The sequence below is a fragment of the Lysinibacillus sp. JK80 genome (genome assembly GCF_027557635.1).
GTDB classification, from domain to species: domain Bacteria; phylum Bacillota; class Bacilli; order Bacillales_A; family Planococcaceae; genus Lysinibacillus; species Lysinibacillus capsici.
In genome coordinates, this window is the sequence record NZ_CP058997.1 from 2,354,356 (window position 1) to 2,373,631 (window position 19,276).

The following is a 19,276-nucleotide window of genomic DNA, read 5'->3' on the forward strand; positions in this document are numbered from 1 at the left end:
ACGACTCTTATTTACCTTTGCATAAAAATACTTGATTGTTCACTGGCTTTGTTCATTGCTTGCTCCATAGCTGTGAATTGTTTCCAATACATTTGCTCAATCGTTTCTAATCTTCTTTTTAAATTATCCATTCGCTCAGTTGTTGCTTTCAAATCTCGACCAATACTAAATTTTTCATCGGCCATATTTGCTCGTCCAGCTTTATCCTCAATAGCAAGTTTAAAACCTTCCAATGAATCACGTAGTTTTTTAACAAAACCACGTGTATCTGTTGTAATGGTCTCCTCTACACCAGTATCTGGGTTCACTTTTGTCACAGTACCATTTTTATTTCCAGTACTTGTAAGGAGTTGCTCAACAGCATCTGGATTTTCTGTTAAGGCTTGACGCAATTTCTCCTCATTAATCTCAATCATACCACCATCGTTATAATTTTGAGTTGTAGTAATCCCAATTTTATAAAGGGTGTTATAGTTTGTATCCTCGACTGCGGGATTAGACTGGTAGAGTAAAGAGCGCATATTAGATAAACCATCGCGCAAAATACTATCTCTACTTAGTAAACCACTTTTCGCTTTTTCATCCCAAAGTTTTACTTCACTCTCAGACAGCTCTTTCCTTTGTTCATCCGTTAGTGGTGGATAATCTCGGTATCTTGTTTCATTTGTTTGATCCATTAAGTCTTTGACAAACCCATTATAGGTCTTCACAAAATCTTTCACCTTATCTACCATCTCATCTACATTGCTTGTCGCAGTGATTGTAACGGCAGGACCTTGGTCAAATTTCTCCTTTAATGTAATATTATAACCAGAAATGGAGAAGGTGTTGGATGTACGTTCCGTTTCGATACCATTAACTGTGAAAACAGCATTTTGTCCCGCTGTTGCACTAGCTTTTTTACTTGTATCTGGATTAGCAAAATCAGCTGCTGAAAATCCTAGAGCATCTGCACCGACAAGCTCGATTTCCTCCCCATTTATTACATCACCTGTATTTTTAGCGGTAAAGGAGAATCGGCCATTTTCAAAAATGGCTGTCACACCAGCATTACTAGTATTAACTTTATTTATAAACTGATCCACTGTCATATCTTCTATAATGCTAATTTTTGTAGCTTCTTTTGCAAGTGTCCCATTATTTTGAATCGCTTTAATATCTATCGTTGAACTTGTTACACCTAAATCGCTTAATTTTGTTGAGCCTGTTGCTGTTTCAGTTTTTACTGTTTTTGCTCCTACTAGACGACCTGCAGTTGCTAGTTGTTTTACTTCTTCAATGCTTATTGTACCTGACGCACTTCCAGTTGCTTTAGCATCGACTAATTTAGAGTTAGAACTAGAAGCCGTCTTACTATTAAGTTCCTTTAACACTAAATTGTCAGCCATATACGTATCAAATGCTCTGATTTTTGTATTAACAGCTCGGTAAGCATCACGTTGCCATTCCCCTATTTGCTTATTTTGAAATAGTCTGTCTAATGGTGCTCGTTGTGTTCTCATCATTTTTTGTACAAGTCCATCAATATCCATTCCCGAGACCAAACCGCCAATTCGATTTACCATAATCATTTTCCTCCTTAATATTGAATACGTTTAGATTTTTTCGTCTACTATCAACCCAAGCATCTTTTGCATTTCATAAAAGGCATCTAATAACTTTTTAGGTGGAATCTCTTTTACAACCTGATCCGTTTCCTTATTTACAACCGTTACATAAAAGCGATCTAACCCTTCATGATAAACAAATTTTGCCGTATTGCTGTTTGCCTCCAACACATTATTCATCGTATCAACTGCTTGTTGTAGTTTTTCTTTTGAAATTTCTTTTTCTTCTACAGTAACTAACGCTGTTTCTCCACTTGGTGTTGAACTTATATGAGTATAATCGGTAGATGTTATTTTCTCTGATGCTTTGGTTGGAGTTACGTTGCCTCCTTCTGTAGGCTGCCCTTGCGATGTAATACGCATTGAATTCACCTCACATATATATTTTTTTACTTGCTTCTATTATCGGAAGTAATTTCTATAAGTTTCATGTTTTTTTGCGAAACGGCTAAATTCCCCACAATTTTCAGGAAGCGCCACAGGAATTATATTTTATTCAACGAGCGGTTGCATGATATTCTCACAAACCAAAAAATCTTTCTCCACATCAATATCAAAAGATCGTTCTTCTGGCATTTCATATGCAACTGTTTCTGAGGTAATAAAGCTTTCCGTTTTCTTTAATTCTTCCACTTTCGCCACATATACAGCGCCATTTAAAATATATGCTTTCGGTAATTCTTGCCTTCTTACTACTAATGGCGAATCTATTAATGGTTGCATAACATCATCTTTATTTAATGTGTACATCCAATATGGCGATTGTGACGCCTCTGCAACAGAAACACAAAAATCCCCATCATTTTTAAACATTTTTTCGATAGTCCCATCAATATCTTCAGCTGTTCTTAATGGTGAAGTTGGTTGGAGCACTACTACATAATCGTAATCTGGACATTGTTCTAACGCATGCAAAATGGGCGCTACACCTGGTGTATCATCCTCAGCTAAATGGGCGGGTCTAATGAAAGGAACTTCTGCACCGTATTCAATAGCGACTGTACTAATTTCTTCATCATCCGTCGAAACAATTGTTGTCGTAATATATTTCGATCTTTTAGCCGCTTCAATTGTCCAAGCAATGAGTGGCTTTCCTGCTAGTAGTCTTATATTTTTACCCGGTACTCCTTTTGATCCTCCACGCGCAGGAATTACAGCTAAACATCTTGCAGTCATATATCCAACCTCCCAAACTCTTCATTCGCCCGATAAAAATCATCCATCTGCCCAATATCCAACCAGTATTCATGAATTGGAAATGCTGCTGTTTTTTTACCTCTTGCCATCAATTGCTCAAACAATGTCGGCATATCATAAAACTCATATTGTGGTATAAAATCTAATACCTCAGGACTTAAAACATAAATACCTGCGTTTATAAAACTACGATGTATAGGTTTCTCTTTTATATTGACAAGATTCGCGCCGTTCGTTTCAATCACACCGTACGGAATTTGAAACTCATACTCCCGCACACACATCGTCGCAATCGCTTCGTGCTCTTTATGAAACTGCATGAGTTGATCAAAATTAATTTGTGTCAGCAAATCGCCATTCATGACAAAAAAAGGTGCTACCGGGCGCTCTTTTAATAACGACAATGCCCCGGCTGTCCCCATCCTCTTTTGTTCTTCTATATATTCAATCGAAATTCCAAAAGGCTCACCATCTTGGAAATACTCTTGAATCATCTCTTTTTTATAATTAACCGAAAAAATAAAGTTCGTGTAGCCATGTTGCTTGAAGCTATCAACGATTGTTTCGACAATTGGCTTATTCCCCACTTTCAACATCGGTTTCGGTACGTCATTCGTTAATGGACGTAGACGTGTGCCTAAACCACCCAACATTAAAATAACACTATTTTTATTTTCACCAATATTTTGCCACTTATCAAAAAATACAATATCGATTAATTGTTTTGCACTATCTACAATCGGTAGCTGCTTCAGCTTCTTTTTTTGCATCAACTGTTTATACTTATAAGGTTTTTGCCCAGCTAGAGCGGTAATAGGTGTTGTATTCATCACTTCATCAATCGATACATCTAGCCCTTCACCGCGCAAAATACCACGCCGAATATCCCCGTCCGTCACAGTACCAAGCAAATGCTGTTCGTCGTCTACAACAACTGCAAACTGAAGTGAAGATGCATCAATAACTTGCATTGTTTCTAGTAGTGTATAATTTTTTTTCACAATAATTTGTTGCCACTGTTTCATTATTTACACTTCCTTCGCTGGCACACCATACGCCGTCTTATTATCTTCTATATTTTTCAAAACGACTGCTCCAGCTCCTATTAAACAGCCTTTTCCAATCGTTATATTTTGAATAACAGTAACGCCTGTACCGATATGCGTCCCTTCACCTATAGTCACTGCACCAGATAATACAGCCCCTGGTGCGATATGTATGTGCTCTCTAATCATGCAATCATGATCAATTTGAGCACCTGTATTAATAATAGTATTATCGGCAATTTTGACGTTTGTTTGAGCAATTGTACCTGCCATCATTTGTACACCTTCGCCTAAAGTAACAGAAGAGGCGATAATGGCAGTCTGGTGGATGACAGATTTAAAACTGTAACCTAACTGTGTAAAATGTTGATAAATTTTAGTGCGTAAACTGTTAGGTCCCACCATACCAATTCCTAACACTAAATCAATCTCTTTTGGATTATATTGCAGCACAATATCGTCTTGCCCTAAATAACGAAGGTTAAAAGAATTATCTTCTTCATTCAGTGCGGTAAAGCCAATAATTTTCTCATCTTGCGCTAGTAATGTTTCTGTTAAAACCGATGCATGTCCACCGTTGCCAATAATAATAAGCGGTTTATTCATCAATCATCGCATCCTCTGCATAATTTTTAGTAGCAGTTTTACCAATATATCCCCAGTACTTTGATGGCGCGATCCCATTACCGGGACGTTTCACGGTTAAGTTCATTTCTGAGAATACTTCTCCTACTTGTATCGCCTTTTTCGCGACTAAGCTTTTACGGGCTGGCTGGCGATTTTGCAGCTCAACTGCTGTCGGCTCTTTTACACCATCGCCGAGTGCCTCTTCAATTTCACGTATTCCCTGTACCATCGTTTTCAATTCTTGTGGATTTAATGATGCGACATGGTCAGGTCCTTCCATTTTCTTATCTAAAGTAAAATGTTTTTCAATAACTGTTGCACCCATAACTACAGCTCCGATGGGTATAATAATGCCTTCCGAATGATCAGAAAAACCAATAGGCACTTGGAATGTTGTACGTATTGCATCCATAGCCTTTAAGTTAATAGAATGTACAGGTGCTGGGTATTGTGTTGTGCAGTGTAGCACTGTTACATATTTTTGTAGCAGTTCTTTCGCTATCAATGTTTTATAAAACGCTTCAACTTCAGTAGTATCAACACTCTGCTGTGGATAAGCTAGACCATATGCAATAAACGCTAGTGCTTCATGTATCTCATCCACCGTCGCCATACCTGTAGATAAAATAATTGGACGTTGCTTTGTCGCAATGTAATGGATGAAGGGCGAATTCGTTAGCTCACCAGATGGAATTTTCACAGTCTGCATCGCTAATTGGTCTAATAAAAAATCGACACTTTCAAAATCAAAAGGTGTCGATAAAAAAGCGATGTTTTGCTCATCACAAAATGCATGAAGTTCTACAAATTCGTCAAATGTTAGCTCAAGTTTTTTGAGCATCGCATATTGTGATGTAGCTTCACCTAGATTTTCAACTTGATAGTCTGCTTGTTGTGCTTCTTTCGTCACTAAAGTTTCAGCCTTGAATGTCTGAAACTTTACAGCATCCGCGCCTGCATCTTTTGCGACAAGGACGAGCTCCTTTGCTAACTCTAGCGAACCATTATGATTTACACCGGCTTCTGCGATGATGTATGTTTTAGTCATAGATCATAAAACTCCTTTACTACTGTAAATGACGGTAACTCTTTTAAAATTTTTATAATTTTTTTAGACACCTGACCATCTCCAAATATTTGTTCATACGGCTCATTAAATGATAGGGCTTGTTCAATCGCATCCACGATATCTTCCGTTCTTAAAGCCACATCGAACACGGAACTTGGTCGCTCTCGTCCCTTTTGTCTTGTCCCACAATTAACTGTCGGTGTTTCCAAGTATGGAACCTCGATTAATGCGCTTGAAGAATTACCAATGACAACTTGTGCATGTTTTACAGCGCTTAAATAGCGCAATTGCCCTAATGAATCATATAATTGCGCATTTGGGTGGTCATTAACGAATTGCTGAATCGCTTCATTGATCGCTCTGCCACCATTATCTGCATTTGATTTTGTAAATAATAAGTTAACTTCTGGATAATTTTCTAATGCTGCTAAAAGCTTAAAGATTCCTCCCGTTTCCCCGTTCGTTTCTGGATGATATGTAATTAAAAACAATGGTTTATTTTCATCTACAGAAAGCTGCTCATATAACGAAGCTTTTGTTAATAAGTCAATAGTCATAACATTTTCTATGCCAATCGCTCCAACATTAAACACACGCTCTGGATTCTCACCAAGTTGGATAACACGCTTGCGATGAGATGCTGTGCTCGTAAAGTGCCATGTTGCCATTTTCGTAATTGAATGCCGTATCGCATCATCATATGCGCCGTACGTACACTCTCCCCCGTGCAGATGTGCAATTGGGATTTGCATAATGAGAGCGGCCTGTGCAGCAGCTAACATTTCAAAGCGATCACCTAATATAATGAGTAAATCTGGTCGTAATCGAGTGAAGGCATCCGCAAAGCCAATCGTCGCAAGCCCTATTGACTTTACCACGCTATTCGCACTATCCCCCGACAGCAGCATCTCTACTTTCTCATCAATCACAAAGCCATCACGTTCAATTTGTTCGTATGTATTGCCAAATTCAGGAGATAAATGCATCCCAGTTACGACTAACTGCAACTGGAATGCATCATCTTCTTTTATCTTCTTCATCAATGGATATAATAAACCGTACTCTGCTCTTGTACCTGTCATAACGCATATTTTCATATCAAACAACTCCATTTAGAATTAATTGATTACAATCAATTCGCTTATGCCAAAATCCATTTCTCATATCTGTAAAACCCTTTTCTGTAGTGAATCCTAAAATAAAACCATTCTCAATTAAAATCGGCAACAATTCCACTTGCATTTGAATTGACTGCTCACCACCACCAAAAGACGGTGTATACAGTTTCACCTCTTTATTCAATAATTTTTCTAAGTAGTTTTTACAACCACGTATTTCTTTATCATAAAAACCCTGTGGATTCCCTTCATATGGTAAGTGATTCACACTATGAACACCTATAGACATACCACTAGCATCCATCTCAAGAATTTCTCTCTCTGATAAATAAAATTCTTCTATAAAGTTTTCAAGTGTGTGATAAATAGAAGTTACTTTCCTCTCTAAATAAGGACGACTTTGCTTCTGACCAATAAAAATTAAATAAATATTTGACATAACGTCTATATTCATTCATCTCATATGAATAAATATCACTCTTATTTTTAATTTCAGTTACATTGACTTGTTTCATCAAATTTATTCATAATTTCACCTCAATTGCTGTGCTAGGTATATTGATAACCTTTCTCTTTAATTTCTCCGTCACCATCAAATCCATCCTCGGACAACCTTTATACATCCCTAACTCATGCATCGGCGTCCAAATAGGTCGACTCATGATACCTTCATCATTTAATAACTGTAAAACTTCATCTCGCTTATACGTTTCATCAAGCACTATCGTCTGTAACCAGTAATTGCTTGACGTATGAACCGGTTCTTTCATTAAGCGCACGCCATCTATAGTTGCGACAAGCTCATCATAGAAGTTTGTGAGCGAACGCTTTTGCTCAATAAATATTCGGAGCTTTTCTAACTGTGCACACCCCAGCGCAGCATTAATATTTGGCATACGATAGTTATAGCCGATTTCATCGTGGACAAATTCCCACTTGTGTGGCACTTTGGCAGTTGTTGTGATGTGCTTCATATAATTAGCGAGCTCCTCGTCATCTGTCAAAATTGCACCGCCGCCACCTGTCGTCATAATTTTATTGCCATTAAAGCTCATCGCACTTACTTTACCAAATGTCCCTGTATGCTTCCCTTTATAATAGCTACCAAGTGATTCTGCCGCATCTTCTACGAGAACAATATGATACTTTTCACAAATAGCGACGAGCTCGTCCATCATACAAGGGTGACCGAACGTGTGCATTGGCACAAGTGCTTTTATACGACGGTTCGTCTGTTTATTAAAAAGCACACCACCGCGCATTTCGCCAATTTGTACTAAGTACTGCTCAAGCTTCACAGGGTCTACACCAAGTGTCTCTTCATTCACATCCACAAAGTGCGGCACAGCTTGCAAGTAACTCACTGCATTCGCTGTCGCAATAAATGTTAAAGAAGGCATGAGTACTTCATCTTGAGCCTCAACTCCAACTGCCTTTAGGGCGATATGCAGTGACGCCGTACCGTTCACGACAGCTACCGCACGTTTCACACCGACAAATTTCGCCAAGTCTTCCTCAAAGCGTGTGACATATGCCCCCACAGACGACACCCAGCCAGTTTCTATACAGTCTGTTACGTATTCGACTTCTTTTTCATTGAATGTTGGTTCGTGTAATGGAACAAATTCTTTCCCGTATAACTGTTTAATGTTATGAGCAAATTCTATCCATTGTTTCGTCATATGTTATACACATCCGCCTTATATTGTGCTAAATTTTTAGGATTCGTAAACCATTCAATCGTTTCTTCTAGTCCTTGTCGGAAGCCTTTTTTCCCACCGTATTGTGGTGTCCAATTTAATAGCTCTCGCGCTTTTTGATTATCGGCCCAAAGACGCTCAACCTCGCTCTTTTCGGGACGTAGGCGTTGTTCATCTGTCTCAATCGTCAAATCTACATCCATAATGTCAGCAATCATTTCAGCTGTCTCACCAATCGATACTTCATAGTTCGAACCGATATTAATAACTTGCCCAATCGACTTTTCAGATTGCATAACAGAAATAAAGCCTTGCACAGTATCTTTCACATAGTTAAAATCACGAGTCGGACTCACTGCACCAAGCTTAATTGTCGTTTGACCACTCGCGAGCTGGCTAATAATTGTCGGTATTACCGCGCGTGCTGATTGACGTGGGCCATACGTATTGAAGGGACGAATAATAGAAACAGGTGTGTCAAATGAGCGATAAAATGATAACGCCATTTGATCTGCCCCAATTTTCGATGCTGAATACGGCGACTGTCCTTGTAGTGGATGATTCTCGTCAATTGGCACGTACATAGCTGTACCATATACTTCACTCGTAGATGTGTGGACAACCTTTTCTACATTTAATTCTTTTGCCGCTTGCACGATATTCAACGTCCCAGTTACATTAGTATCAACATACGTCGCTGGTGAGTGATATGAATAAGGTATTGCAATAAGTGCCGCTAAATTTAGCACATGTGTACAGCCTTTCATCGCTTCTTTCACACCGTAAGGATCGCGAATATCTCCAGAGAATACGTTAAGTTGTGATTTAATATCTTGCGGCGCTTGGTCAAGCCATCCCCAAGAGTTAAATGAATTGTAGTAAACAAATGCTCGTACTTCGTGACCTTCACGTACAAGCTGCTCTGTTAGATGTGAGCCGATGAACCCGTCGGCGCCAGTGATTAATATTTTCGCCATAAAAAATCCCCTGCTTATTATTGTATTATTTGCACTTCTTCTTCAAAGAATGGTGTGATTTCATATTCAAATAAATCTGCTACTAACACCCAATCTTTTTTACTCAATCCTTCATTAATTTCCGTTAAAAACATTTGAATTTGCTCTATAGGAAAATTAAGTTCAATATTATGTTCCTTCAACAATGGTTTTAACTCCATCAACCATAACATACCTTCAGAAAAATCTTGAATAGCTAATAGTGCTTCATCATGCTTCCCAGCTGCTAATTGTTCTGCTATATACTGTGCACCGTGGGGGATATTGTAAATATACTCATTATAACTTGCAATCACTTCTTGTAAGTCTGTCATGAACGTGTACCTCTCTCTTCGATTTCTAATAATACTTCTTGTGTATAACGTCTAGCTTTCTGGAATACCACTAATAATTTTTCATATAATGCTTTACTTTGATTATAAACACGCTCATATGTCTGTTCTAGTGTTTCATTTTTTCCTTTCTTATAATCTTTACGCGTTTCTAAAATAATAAGGTATATGACACTATCTAGAAGTACTTGATCATACAATTCAATTAATTTCTCGTCAATTTTATCTAGCTTTTTGAGAACAGGTTTTGTAAATTGAATGTTAGATTTCTTTTCCCTTAATATCGAAAGTGCTCTTTGAAGTTGATGTTCCAATTGACGATATACATCCATTTCATCTTCAAAGAATTTTTTTAATTGCGTTAAAGAGACTGTTTGTTTCTCATAGCTGGCATCTTGCAATTCTTTCGTTTGTAAAAGGTCCGCATACTCCTGACAAAAATCTTGGAATGTTTTTTGCGGCATTCCTTCAATTTTACTGCCACCCTCTGTACAGTTATAAATGACATGGTTGTTTTTTAACACTTCATAAATTTCCTCGAATTGCTGGCGCATTGAATTAAACGTTAAATCTGTATAAACTTTATCTCCATTATACCCTTCTACTTCATAAGCATGATTTCTAATTAGCCAATTTTCATCAATTTCTACATACCCAGCATTGTCTGCTGCATGTGTTTGATTATTTGTAAATGCTAAATCTTGTCCAATTAATGCGACAGGACCACTTGAGATAAACGTAGCAACATGGAGCGCTGTATGTGCACAGCTCCCCCCATTGAGCATAATCGGTATTTTAATCCCTAACTTTTCCTCGCAATAATCTAAAATTGTATCTTCTATCCCCATACCATAAAAATACAAATTATTTTGATACTTCTCAGTTATTTTGTAATGGCTACTAAGCGCCGTAATTAATTTTGATTTTCCTATTTCTAGGTTTTTAAAATGCAAATCATAGTTAATTTGTGCACCGTCAATTGTCAAGACATAATCTGGTTCAATGCCTGCTGCAAGTAAGGATTTAGTCGTAGAACCTGCTGCGATAATGACAACTTGATCTGCAATTTTCTTTAGTAAAGGAAGCTGCTTTGTTAATGATGGCCCACCTGAAGCGACAATAACAGGCTGTGTATAGCGTTTATATAAACGATTCAAGCTTTCTGCACCATTCAAGTATTGAAGATTACGGCGAACATTTTGTTGCCAAATATCACTAAAGAAACTAATCGTATTTCTTCTCATTCGATCTGCTAAGTAGCTTTCTTTCACAATTAAATTTATATTGCGCTGCTCCATCGGAAACAATTTATCATAGTTAGGAGAACAAATTAATTTCATATTTGTATCATATTCATTGTGATAAGCTCTAACCTGCTCTTGGAACAGTTTTTTATTAGAAATGACTGTCACACCTTCAACAGTCATTGTTTTTTCAATGCCACTCATGGCAGGCTCGTAAACGAGTAATGGGGCATCCTTTAATTTCGCTTTTAACGCTTGTGCAACATAGCCATAGCCATAGCCGAATAATACATGTAAATAATCTTCTTCGATTTCCTTTTCAGCTATTTTTTCTGCCTCTTTTATAGGGTCATATTTACTATGTAATAAATAACCACCTAATGCAATCGTTGGAGAACCAATTTTTGTATCGATATATTCTATTGTCGGTTGTTGTTGTTTTATTTCTGCAATAATATTTTTCGATTTCAATGTATAGTCTTCCAAAGCCTTTGTATTTCGCTTCGTTTGTTTTGCCAACTCATCTAGTGCTACATCTATATTCACATATCCATCTTCTAACTGAAAGAGTGGTAACCCATAACGATAATCTACATGGATTTTCGTATTAGCACTCGTAACTGTATAGCATAGTTGGCGTTCATTTATATTATGATGTTGGGGTTTCTTTTTTAATACATACTTTACAAGTTCAAGGAAATCAGCATCCATACCGTGATTTGTCGATTTAAAAATTACATTATCTACTTTTGTATTGTCAATAATTTCAAATTGAACGTGTTGTAACTCGCTTAAACTTTTTTTCTTATCCGCCAGATTCACTAAATTATCTGTTGTGCCGTTAGCTGAATAAATAAATGCCCCATTTTCAAAATTTTTATAAAGTTGGTGTAACGTTAATGCCTCTTGATCTTGAATAATATCCTTTGCTAAGTAATTGAAGGAAACACATAATTTTTGTGTATATAGGCATCTCTCATACTTTAAATACACTGGGGAGACCCACGCTGCTAGATCAACAATATGAGAAAACAAATGCGGCACTAAGCGGTTGCTAAGATGCAGTAAATAGGCCCCTTGCGATTGTCCAAATCCGATAATTCGCTGTTCATTATATTGAAAACCATTTTTAGTTAAAACAACTTTAACAGCTTCAATAGCGGTTATAATGTCGATTGCCTGCATATAACTCATATCCGCAAATTCATCTAAAGTTTCGTCTAATTTTGCATAGACAGGAAATTCTGCATCTTTATTTTGCAATAATGGTATTAAATTTGATGAATCATTTTGGATTTGTGCAATTTCATGATCTAAAAATATTTTAGCTAAAAAAGCAGTTTCATCGTTAAATGTAAATCTGTCAACGCCTTGCATAAAACGATTCCCAAAATAATCACATTGTATTGTCACTACATTATATAAATCTGAAAATTGACTCCGCATTTTTTTATAAACGTTAGAGTCGATATGTCCACCAAAACCAGGAGCAAAAATAAAGAATCCGGTTTCCTCGTTCGTCCCTTTTTCAGGTAGCGCAAATTCGATTCTTAACTCTCTTTTATTATAGCCATTCCATATTGTATGGTGTGCAGGAATAATGATTGATTCTAAATGTGCCACCTTTTCTCTTCTCCTTCACGTTCCTAATTTTTTATGTATTAATGAATTAAATTCACCTTCCTACCCTATGTATATCGGTTATTTCTTATAAATATAAAGAAAAAGCCTTCAAAAAGAAGGCTTTTTCTAAATTTCTTATTGTAATAATTGAAGAACACCTTGAGGTTGTTGGTTTGCTTGTGCAAGCATAGATTGTGCTGCTTGCATTAAGATGTTGTTCTTCGTGAAGCCCATCATCTCTTTTGCCATATCAGCATCACGGATACGAGATTCAGCATCTTGTAAGTTTTCAGCTGATGTACCTAAGTTTTTCACTGTATGTTCTAAACGGTTTTGTACTGCCCCTAAGCGAGAACGCTCAACAGATACTTTTGTCACAGCATCATCGATTTTCTTGATTGCTGCATCCGCATCTGCACGAGAAGTAATTTCCATTAAATTTTTACCTTGATCATCTGTTAAATTAAGACCTTTAAGACCCATTTCAGCAATATTTACTTCAATGTTTTGACCTGTGTTTGCACCGATGTGGAATTTCTTACCTTGGTACGTACCATCTAATAACTTCATGTTATTGAACTCAGTTTGTTCAGCGATACGATCTACTTCATTACGTAATGCTGATAATTCTTCTTGAATTTTACCTACGTCTTTATTTGCTACAGTATCTTTATTCCCAGCACCTTTACCTGAAATAAGTGTTGCTGATGCTTTAAGTACAGCTGCTGATGCATTGATGTTATCAGCTGAGCCTTTAAGTTCTGCTGCTGACTGTTGAAGTACAGCTGCTGAACCATTAATTGTCGATGCTGAACCGTTAAGTGTTGCTGCTGATGCTTCTAAAGCTGCTGCTGATGCAAGGCTTCCCGCTGCTTTCATTGCGTCAGCTGATGCTTTTTTAACTGTTGCTGATGCTGTTTTTGATGCTGCTGATGCTGCTTTTTTTGAAGCAGATTGTGATTTAGTAGCTGCTGACGCTCCCTTACTTGCTGCTGATGCTGTTTTTGATGCTGCTGATGCTGTTTTTGCTGCTGCTGATGCTGCTTTAGTAGCATCATCACCGCGCTCATTCGTTTGAGTAGATGCTTGAACAGCTAACTCACGCATACGTTGTAAAATTGCGTGTGTTTCTTCTAACGCACCCTCAGCAGTTTTGATTAATGAAATACCATCTTGTGCGTTTTTAGAAGCCATTTGTAGACCACGGATTTGTCCACGCATTTTTTCTGAAATCGCTAAACCTGCTGCATCGTCTCCAGCACGGTTAATACGGAAACCTGAAGATAATTTCTCAAGGTGTTTACTCGTATTTGTAGTATTGTTTGCTAAGTTACGGTGTGCGTTAAACGCTGCAATGTTATTTTGAATTCTCATTTGGAATTCCTCCTTGAATGTTTTTTATTTCCACGTCCTTGTGGTTGTTTGGAAACAAAGCGTTTTTCAACTTTTTATTTCCCACAATTTCTATATCGACATGCTTTTAAAATGTTTAATATATTTAATAAATTATTTTATTAATTTATTTCAAACTTCACTACTTCGTCAAACATAGACATTCATTTATATGGTGATCGAATGCTAGTCATTTTCTCTCTCCAATATACTTTTCATTAGTTTTCTAAAATCCTTATTATTTTCTAATGTCTTCGTAAAAGATTGGATGAATTTTAATACGATTTCCTCCGATAAGCCTTGATGATAACTTCCCAAACCTATTAACGTACCTTTAATAAATAAAAACCACATAAACAATTGCTCATATTCCTTCACAAAGCTCATTTGACTTTGTGGTAAGCTATTTTTAAACACATAATTCACTAAATAATTTTCTAAAATATAGTCTTTTTCTTCAAAGAAAGGTTTGTAATAGTTTTGTACGGACTGTTTGTACAAAGCAACTGACTGCTCTACTGTATCCCCACCATTTAATTGTAAACCTTCTTCTAACTGTGCGATACATTCATCGAAACGGCGATTAAATAGCTCATATTCTTTTTGGAATTCTAGAAGGCGGTATATAATATTAATCATTTCTTCATCGCTTGGTAAATATTTGTGTATACCAAAAGACGCTGCACGATTTAAAATATCGTTACATTCGCTTATATAAAGAGGTAGCCGCTGTTCCCAGTCACCCTCTTCAGTAGTTTGCATTTTTCTCATGAATATTCCTAATACTAGTAAACGAGATTCAATGGAAGCTTGGCGATTTTGAAGTATTTGAATAACAAATATACGCATATCCCAAAAACGACTCGTCACATCCGGGTATGCAAATAGTGTATGTTTAGCAAATTCATCTTCCATCATCACAAAGTCAATGCCATCTGGATTTAACAATATTAATCTCGCAGCTTCAGGGCATGCTACACTCAAATCTCTTTCTACACGCTGCTCGATAGCTGAAATTTGTCTTGGAAAAAATGTACATGTATCACACAAAAAATTTTCTCCGAGCTCAATAAAAATGTTACATAATTTATCTTCATTTAAAAATGAACAGTTCATATTTTCGTCTAATTTTATTTTAGCGTAGTTACTATCTGATGGGTTTGCGCGCTCTCTTGTTACGTTCGTGCGTAAATCTTTAGCAATCGATCCACTTGTTACTTTTCGATACATTTGGAAAGTGCGTTTATCAACACTTAACTTCCATCCCGCACAGCAAGTATCCTCACACGCTGGACCTATACAAGAGAATTTTTCAAAATAAGTAGGCTGCAATACTTGTTTCTTCATTGTTAATCCTCTTTCATTTAGTATTTACCACACAAAGAAACACCCGAAAGAAATCTTTCAGGCTTCCTTTGTCCATATTATTTATATTTTTTTAATTGATCTAATAAATCAACATTTAATACTAATGCCTCTTTGTTTTGTCTTTGAATATCTTCGAATATTTCTTTACGATGGATGGTTACTGCTTTTGGAGCGATAATCCCAAGCTTTATTTGTTCTCCTTCAACAGCTAATATTTTTATTTCAATTTGATCACCAATCATAATAGATTCATCTTTTTTCCTTGATAATACGAGCATTATTTATCCCTACCTTTTAACACTGGGATTGGATAGCGCAGCGGATAATCTTTATCGTGTAGTACTATTTGTTTACCAAGCTTTTTGTTATTATTCATAACGATTGGTGCTAATAAATTCAATGTAGATTGTTCAAAGGGTTCTTTGAATGTAATGATTACATAAGCAACTACATCCTCTTCTTTTTCAATTTGTAGCTCCTTTTTATCCTCTTCACTTATATCAAAATGATAATCTATTTTAAAAGCATAAGGAAACGCAAGAATAAAACTAATTTCTGCACACTCTATTGATTGCAATAGGATTAATGGTAAATCAACATCCAGAGGGAGAAGAACAAATTTCTTATACTCCTCTAAGCCCATTAAGCCATGTTCAAAAACTAATATATCTTGTTCCGCAATTTCTATTTCCCCAAAAAAATCGAATTTATTTTCATTATAGAAACCCTTCTTTTGTGTATTTTCTCTTTAACGAAGAACATCGATATCAACACGTGGTCTTTGTATCATTGTTCCTGTTATTTTACCAGGTGTGTAAGCATGTATTACTTTGTTTACTTGTACATTAATTTGTGGATAACGACGTGTAATATTTATGTCTAGTTTGCCAGGGTGATAATTCGTTTTCACTGAACCGACAGAAGGAACAAATTCAATATTATATGGACCTGCTCTTTTTGGACCATGATTTTGTTTAGCGATTTGTTGAATAACAGCGCCTTCTTGACCTTTACCAGCACTTTCTCTCATTTGTCGTCCTTCTTGCATTCGGCGCACAAGACCTTTTGCAGCTTCGTTCTTCCCCTCCTGTGCATAGCGCTCTATCATTTCACCAGTTGGAAAATATCCTAAATCTCTTCTTGCATCCGAAGAGTCAATTGTCAATTTACCTGGTGTTGTACTCATTTCAAGAATTGCAGCTGGCTGAGAAATAGATAATTCAGCTGAAGGTTGTTTAATGTATTGGATAGGATCCTGTTTTTGCCAATCCATTTGAATATCTGTTGTGCGAATTTGAATTTGTGGCAATTTCATACGCATCACATCTTTCTTAAAATATCTAAATTCATCATTTGGATAATCGATTAATTCATCCTATATTACTTTTTAAAAGAGCTTTAGTCGATTTTATCTAATAAAATCGACTAAAGTCTGCTGAATAATTTTTGCTCCTACGGATAGAGCTGCCTGGTGAATAGATTCTTGTGTTACCATATTGGTAATCGTTTCAGGGTATTCTGTATCCTCGTTTAGCGACATTTGCTTTGTGGCATGTTCTTCACCAATTTTCAAACGATTTCCCATCAGTTCAACTCGATTTTGACGTGCTCCAACATCAGCTTGTAGTTTCAATGTCTTTTCATGAACACTATCTAGTGCCGGGATTGTTGCCCCACCACCATCTGTTACTTGTAAGCCAAGTGCTGCGCTCACTTCATCACTTGTTTTAGTATCATCATCTAAAGTAGCTATCACATGAGCCATAAAGTCATCGAGTTCCCCGAATAACTCAGCACCTGGTGTATTCACTGACATTCTAATTCCGTCAAACACATCAATCTCAATATTTTTCTCTTTTCCCAATGTTGTAATAGCTGGATTTTGTGGACTTATTTTATCCGTATAGAGCGGCTGATCTACATGTGTACCTGAAAAAATATAATTCCCAGCAATTTGTGTGTTACCAACATCTCGGAGAGACTCCTTAATTTGTTTCATTTCTGCATTAATTTTTTGACGTTCCTTCCCATTTGTATCATTTGCAGCCTGGACAATCAGTTCCTTGACACGGGTTAATGCAGAACCAACTTCATTAAATGCTGAATCCGTTGAATCCAACCATGAATTCGCTGTACTTAGATTACGTTGGTATTGTTCGTTTTTACCGAGATCTACACGGTATCCCATGCCCACCACTGCTGCAACAGGATCCTCAGATGGTTTGTTGAATTTCCTACCAGAAGTCAACATATTTTGATAGTTGGACATTTTTCCATAGCTGTTATTTAAATTCCGTAACATGTTATTAGATAACATGGATTGTGTAACACGCATCGATAACTCTCCTTTCAGGTAGCGATTATAGTCCTACTCGTCCCATTCCATTAATAATTCTGTCTAGTGTTTCATCCACTACGGTAATCATACGTGCATTAGCATTGTATGCTTGTTGAAATGTAATCATATTGGTCATCTCTTCATCTAAAGAAACTGAACTCATCGCAGCTCGATTATTAGCGATTTGTAAATGTAATGCCTGTGAGTTCTTAAAATTAGTTTCTGCCTCTTTTCCTTTGACAGCTAAGTCCCCTGTTATTCCTCTATAGAAGTTTTGGAATGTGGCTTGGCCTAAATTGGCATTTGTCTTTGACTGTAACTCTGCTAATTTAAGCATATTTTTATTATTACCAGATTCACCTGCTGTATCAGACGCAGCCACTTCTTCTGGTTTTGTAATTACTATTTTAAAATCACGGGCTGTTGTACCACTGAAAAAATCACGATTGCCAACAGTGTCGTTTAGTCCAAAACCTGCTCGATGAATCGCATTAAATTCGGTAATAAATTCATTAGCTAACTTATCCAGATTAGCTATCATTTCGGAATAGAGTCCTTGTCCTGTGCCATTATTATAACTGTGACCATAAGCTTCGATTAACGCTCGAAAACCCCCACCTTCTTTATGCAGTTGACCAAAGCTAATAGTAGAAGGACCTACCATCGGATCAGTTGGTGGTTCCCCAATATCAGAAATTCTAAACTCCAAAAACTCTGCAAAACTTCCTGTTGCTGGATCGTCTTCTTCACCATCTATACGATTACCGTTTCTATCCACAGCAGCAAGTGTTGCATATTCCCTGCCGTTTACTAAGGTGATTGGTGGACTACCATCTGATGGTTCATAGGTAATTGTAATAGTACCTTCTGCTACATCGTTTGCTAACCCACCAGATTTTTCTCGTTGGATGGACACAGGCAATTTTTTATTTAATTCATCTACCAACAAGTCCCGTGCATCATATAAATCATTCGGCACATTGCCATTCGGTTCAACCTCTTCAATTTGCTTATTAATATGAGCAATTTGTTTAAGAAGCGAGTTGACGACGTCTGTTGTAACCTTTATTTCATTCCCGATATTCCCTTGAATCTTCTTTAATTGCCGATCCATATAATTGAAGGAGTCTGCAAGAGTTCTTCCTTCAGCAAGCAACACCTGACGCCCAGCCATTAATTGTGGATCTTTAGTAATATCTTCCATAGATTTCCAGAAATTAGTGAATGCCTGGTTAATTCCATATTGAGAGGGTTCATTCATTACATCTTCTATTTGCGAGATAGATTTTACTGTGGATTCCCAATAACCTAGTCGATTTGTTTCCTGACGATACTGGCGATCAATAAACTCATCGCGAATACGTTGGATAGATGTCGCTTCGACACCAGTCCCTAGATGGCCAGGATAGTAAGGTGAATTTAATCCAGCAGTTGGGAAACCTGGTGTTGCCTGCATATTTACTCGTTGACGAGAGTAGCCTAGTGTGTTGGCGTTGGAAATATTATGACCTGTTGTATATAAAGCAGTTTGCTGTGTGAAGAGGCCACGTTTACTAGCTTCTAAGCCCATAAATGTTGAGCGCATTTTTCTTCCTCCCT

The 19,276-nt window shown here is 37.0% G+C and carries 19 protein-coding genes; all 19 read right to left on the reverse strand.

Annotation, left to right across the window (positions count from 1 at the left end):
* Positions 1 to 11 precede the first annotated feature (11 nt).
* Positions 12 to 1,565: a flagellar filament capping protein FliD gene (gene fliD / locus HXV90_RS12165; protein WP_269897324.1), complete on the reverse strand. Its 1,554-nt coding sequence runs from the start codon at positions 1,563 to 1,565 to the stop codon at positions 12 to 14.
* Between the two features lie 30 nt (positions 1,566 to 1,595).
* Positions 1,596 to 1,970 (reverse strand): flagellar protein FlaG, encoded by a 375-nt coding sequence (locus HXV90_RS12170; protein ID WP_131522097.1) that lies wholly within the window; start codon positions 1,968 to 1,970, stop codon positions 1,596 to 1,598.
* 129 nt (positions 1,971 to 2,099) lie between these two features.
* Positions 2,100 to 2,783 carry an acylneuraminate cytidylyltransferase family protein gene (locus tag HXV90_RS12175; RefSeq protein WP_216486513.1) on the reverse strand — a complete coding sequence of 228 codons (684 nt, stop codon included), beginning with the start codon at positions 2,781 to 2,783 and terminating at the stop codon, positions 2,100 to 2,102.
* On the reverse strand, positions 2,780 to 3,829 hold the full coding sequence (locus tag HXV90_RS12180) for a nucleotidyltransferase family protein (protein ID WP_237899349.1): 1,050 nt from the start codon (positions 3,827 to 3,829) through the stop codon (positions 2,780 to 2,782). Before HXV90_RS12180 ends, HXV90_RS12175 begins: the two co-directional genes overlap by 4 nt.
* A 3-nt stretch (positions 3,830 to 3,832) precedes the next feature.
* Positions 3,833 to 4,456 carry an acetyltransferase gene (locus HXV90_RS12185; RefSeq protein ID WP_237899348.1) on the reverse strand — a complete coding sequence of 208 codons (624 nt, stop codon included), beginning with the start codon at positions 4,454 to 4,456 and terminating at the stop codon, positions 3,833 to 3,835.
* Positions 4,449 to 5,525 (reverse strand): N-acetylneuraminate synthase, encoded by a 1,077-nt coding sequence (neuB, locus tag HXV90_RS12190; protein WP_237899346.1) that lies wholly within the window; start codon positions 5,523 to 5,525, stop codon positions 4,449 to 4,451. Before neuB ends, HXV90_RS12185 begins: the two co-directional genes overlap by 8 nt.
* Positions 5,522 to 6,643, reverse strand: a complete 1,122-nt coding sequence (gene neuC, locus HXV90_RS12195) for a UDP-N-acetylglucosamine 2-epimerase (protein ID WP_237899344.1) — start codon at positions 6,641 to 6,643, stop codon at positions 5,522 to 5,524. Before neuC ends, neuB begins: the two co-directional genes overlap by 4 nt.
* Position 6,644: 1 nt before the next feature.
* Positions 6,645 to 7,103: a polysaccharide deacetylase family protein gene (locus HXV90_RS12200; RefSeq protein WP_237899342.1), complete on the reverse strand. Its 459-nt coding sequence runs from the start codon at positions 7,101 to 7,103 to the stop codon at positions 6,645 to 6,647.
* Positions 7,104 to 7,188: 85 nt separating this feature from the next.
* Positions 7,189 to 8,346: a LegC family aminotransferase gene (locus HXV90_RS12205; RefSeq protein ID WP_237899335.1), complete on the reverse strand. Its 1,158-nt coding sequence runs from the start codon at positions 8,344 to 8,346 to the stop codon at positions 7,189 to 7,191.
* Entirely contained in the window at positions 8,343 to 9,341 is a 999-nt protein-coding gene (locus HXV90_RS12210) for an NAD-dependent 4,6-dehydratase LegB (RefSeq protein WP_237899326.1), read from the reverse strand. The genes HXV90_RS12205 and HXV90_RS12210 overlap by 4 nt, the downstream gene beginning before the upstream one ends.
* Positions 9,342 to 9,358: 17 nt before the next feature.
* Positions 9,359 to 9,694: a DUF8042 domain-containing protein gene (locus HXV90_RS12215; RefSeq protein ID WP_237899325.1), complete on the reverse strand. Its 336-nt coding sequence runs from the start codon at positions 9,692 to 9,694 to the stop codon at positions 9,359 to 9,361.
* A complete protein-coding gene (locus HXV90_RS12220; RefSeq protein ID WP_237899324.1) occupies positions 9,691 to 12,579 on the reverse strand; it encodes a 6-hydroxymethylpterin diphosphokinase MptE-like protein in 2,889 nt (962 codons plus the stop codon). The genes HXV90_RS12215 and HXV90_RS12220 overlap by 4 nt, the downstream gene beginning before the upstream one ends.
* Positions 12,580 to 12,714: 135 nt before the next feature.
* A complete protein-coding gene (locus HXV90_RS12225) occupies positions 12,715 to 13,953 on the reverse strand; it encodes a flagellin N-terminal helical domain-containing protein (protein WP_269897325.1) in 1,239 nt (412 codons plus the stop codon).
* A 204-nt stretch (positions 13,954 to 14,157) separates the two neighbouring features.
* A complete protein-coding gene (fliB, locus tag HXV90_RS12230; RefSeq protein ID WP_237899323.1) occupies positions 14,158 to 15,318 on the reverse strand; it encodes a flagellin lysine-N-methylase in 1,161 nt (386 codons plus the stop codon).
* A 77-nt stretch (positions 15,319 to 15,395) separates the two neighbouring features.
* On the reverse strand, positions 15,396 to 15,617 hold the full coding sequence (csrA, locus tag HXV90_RS12235) for a carbon storage regulator CsrA (RefSeq protein WP_237899319.1): 222 nt from the start codon (positions 15,615 to 15,617) through the stop codon (positions 15,396 to 15,398).
* Positions 15,617 to 15,982 (reverse strand): flagellar assembly protein FliW, encoded by a 366-nt coding sequence (gene fliW, locus HXV90_RS12240; RefSeq protein WP_269897326.1) that lies wholly within the window; start codon positions 15,980 to 15,982, stop codon positions 15,617 to 15,619. Before fliW ends, csrA begins: the two co-directional genes overlap by 1 nt.
* A 105-nt stretch (positions 15,983 to 16,087) precedes the next feature.
* Entirely contained in the window at positions 16,088 to 16,654 is a 567-nt protein-coding gene (locus tag HXV90_RS12245) for a DUF6470 family protein (RefSeq protein ID WP_269897327.1), read from the reverse strand.
* A 93-nt stretch (positions 16,655 to 16,747) separates the two neighbouring features.
* Positions 16,748 to 17,674 (reverse strand): flagellar hook-associated protein FlgL, encoded by a 927-nt coding sequence (flgL, locus tag HXV90_RS12250; RefSeq protein WP_237899314.1) that lies wholly within the window; start codon positions 17,672 to 17,674, stop codon positions 16,748 to 16,750.
* Positions 17,675 to 17,699: 25 nt separating this feature from the next.
* Positions 17,700 to 19,262, reverse strand: coding sequence for a flagellar hook-associated protein FlgK (flgK, locus tag HXV90_RS12255; RefSeq protein WP_237899313.1), 1,563 nt, complete (start codon positions 19,260 to 19,262; stop codon positions 17,700 to 17,702).
* Between the last annotated feature and the right edge of the window lie 14 nt (positions 19,263 to 19,276).

Coding starts and splice junctions, on each gene's coding strand:
- fliD (WP_269897324.1), bottom strand. CDS start 1,565: ATGGTAAATCGAATTGGCGGTTTGGTCTCGGGAATGGATATTGATGGA.
- HXV90_RS12170 (WP_131522097.1), bottom strand. CDS start 1,970: ATGCGTATTACATCGCAAGGGCAGCCTACAGAAGGAGGCAACGTAACT.
- HXV90_RS12175 (WP_216486513.1), bottom strand. CDS start 2,783: ATGACTGCAAGATGTTTAGCTGTAATTCCTGCGCGTGGAGGATCAAAA.
- HXV90_RS12180 (WP_237899349.1), bottom strand. CDS start 3,829: ATGAAACAGTGGCAACAAATTATTGTGAAAAAAAATTATACACTACTA.
- HXV90_RS12185 (WP_237899348.1), bottom strand. CDS start 4,456: ATGAATAAACCGCTTATTATTATTGGCAACGGTGGACATGCATCGGTT.
- neuB (WP_237899346.1), bottom strand. CDS start 5,525: ATGACTAAAACATACATCATCGCAGAAGCCGGTGTAAATCATAATGGT.
- neuC (WP_237899344.1), bottom strand. CDS start 6,643: ATGAAAATATGCGTTATGACAGGTACAAGAGCAGAGTACGGTTTATTA.
- HXV90_RS12200 (WP_237899342.1), bottom strand. CDS start 7,103: ATGTCAAATATTTATTTAATTTTTATTGGTCAGAAGCAAAGTCGTCCT.
- HXV90_RS12205 (WP_237899335.1), bottom strand. CDS start 8,346: ATGACGAAACAATGGATAGAATTTGCTCATAACATTAAACAGTTATAC.
- HXV90_RS12210 (WP_237899326.1), bottom strand. CDS start 9,341: ATGGCGAAAATATTAATCACTGGCGCCGACGGGTTCATCGGCTCACAT.
- HXV90_RS12215 (WP_237899325.1), bottom strand. CDS start 9,694: ATGACAGACTTACAAGAAGTGATTGCAAGTTATAATGAGTATATTTAC.
- HXV90_RS12225 (WP_269897325.1), bottom strand. CDS start 13,953: ATGAGAATTCAAAATAACATTGCAGCGTTTAACGCACACCGTAACTTA.
- fliB (WP_237899323.1), bottom strand. CDS start 15,318: ATGAAGAAACAAGTATTGCAGCCTACTTATTTTGAAAAATTCTCTTGT.
- csrA (WP_237899319.1), bottom strand. CDS start 15,617: ATGCTCGTATTATCAAGGAAAAAAGATGAATCTATTATGATTGGTGAT.
- fliW (WP_269897326.1), bottom strand. CDS start 15,982: ATGGGCTTAGAGGAGTATAAGAAATTTGTTCTTCTCCCTCTGGATGTT.
- HXV90_RS12245 (WP_269897327.1), bottom strand. CDS start 16,654: ATGAAATTGCCACAAATTCAAATTCGCACAACAGATATTCAAATGGAT.
- flgL (WP_237899314.1), bottom strand. CDS start 17,674: ATGCGTGTTACACAATCCATGTTATCTAATAACATGTTACGGAATTTA.
- flgK (WP_237899313.1), bottom strand. CDS start 19,262: ATGCGCTCAACATTTATGGGCTTAGAAGCTAGTAAACGTGGCCTCTTC.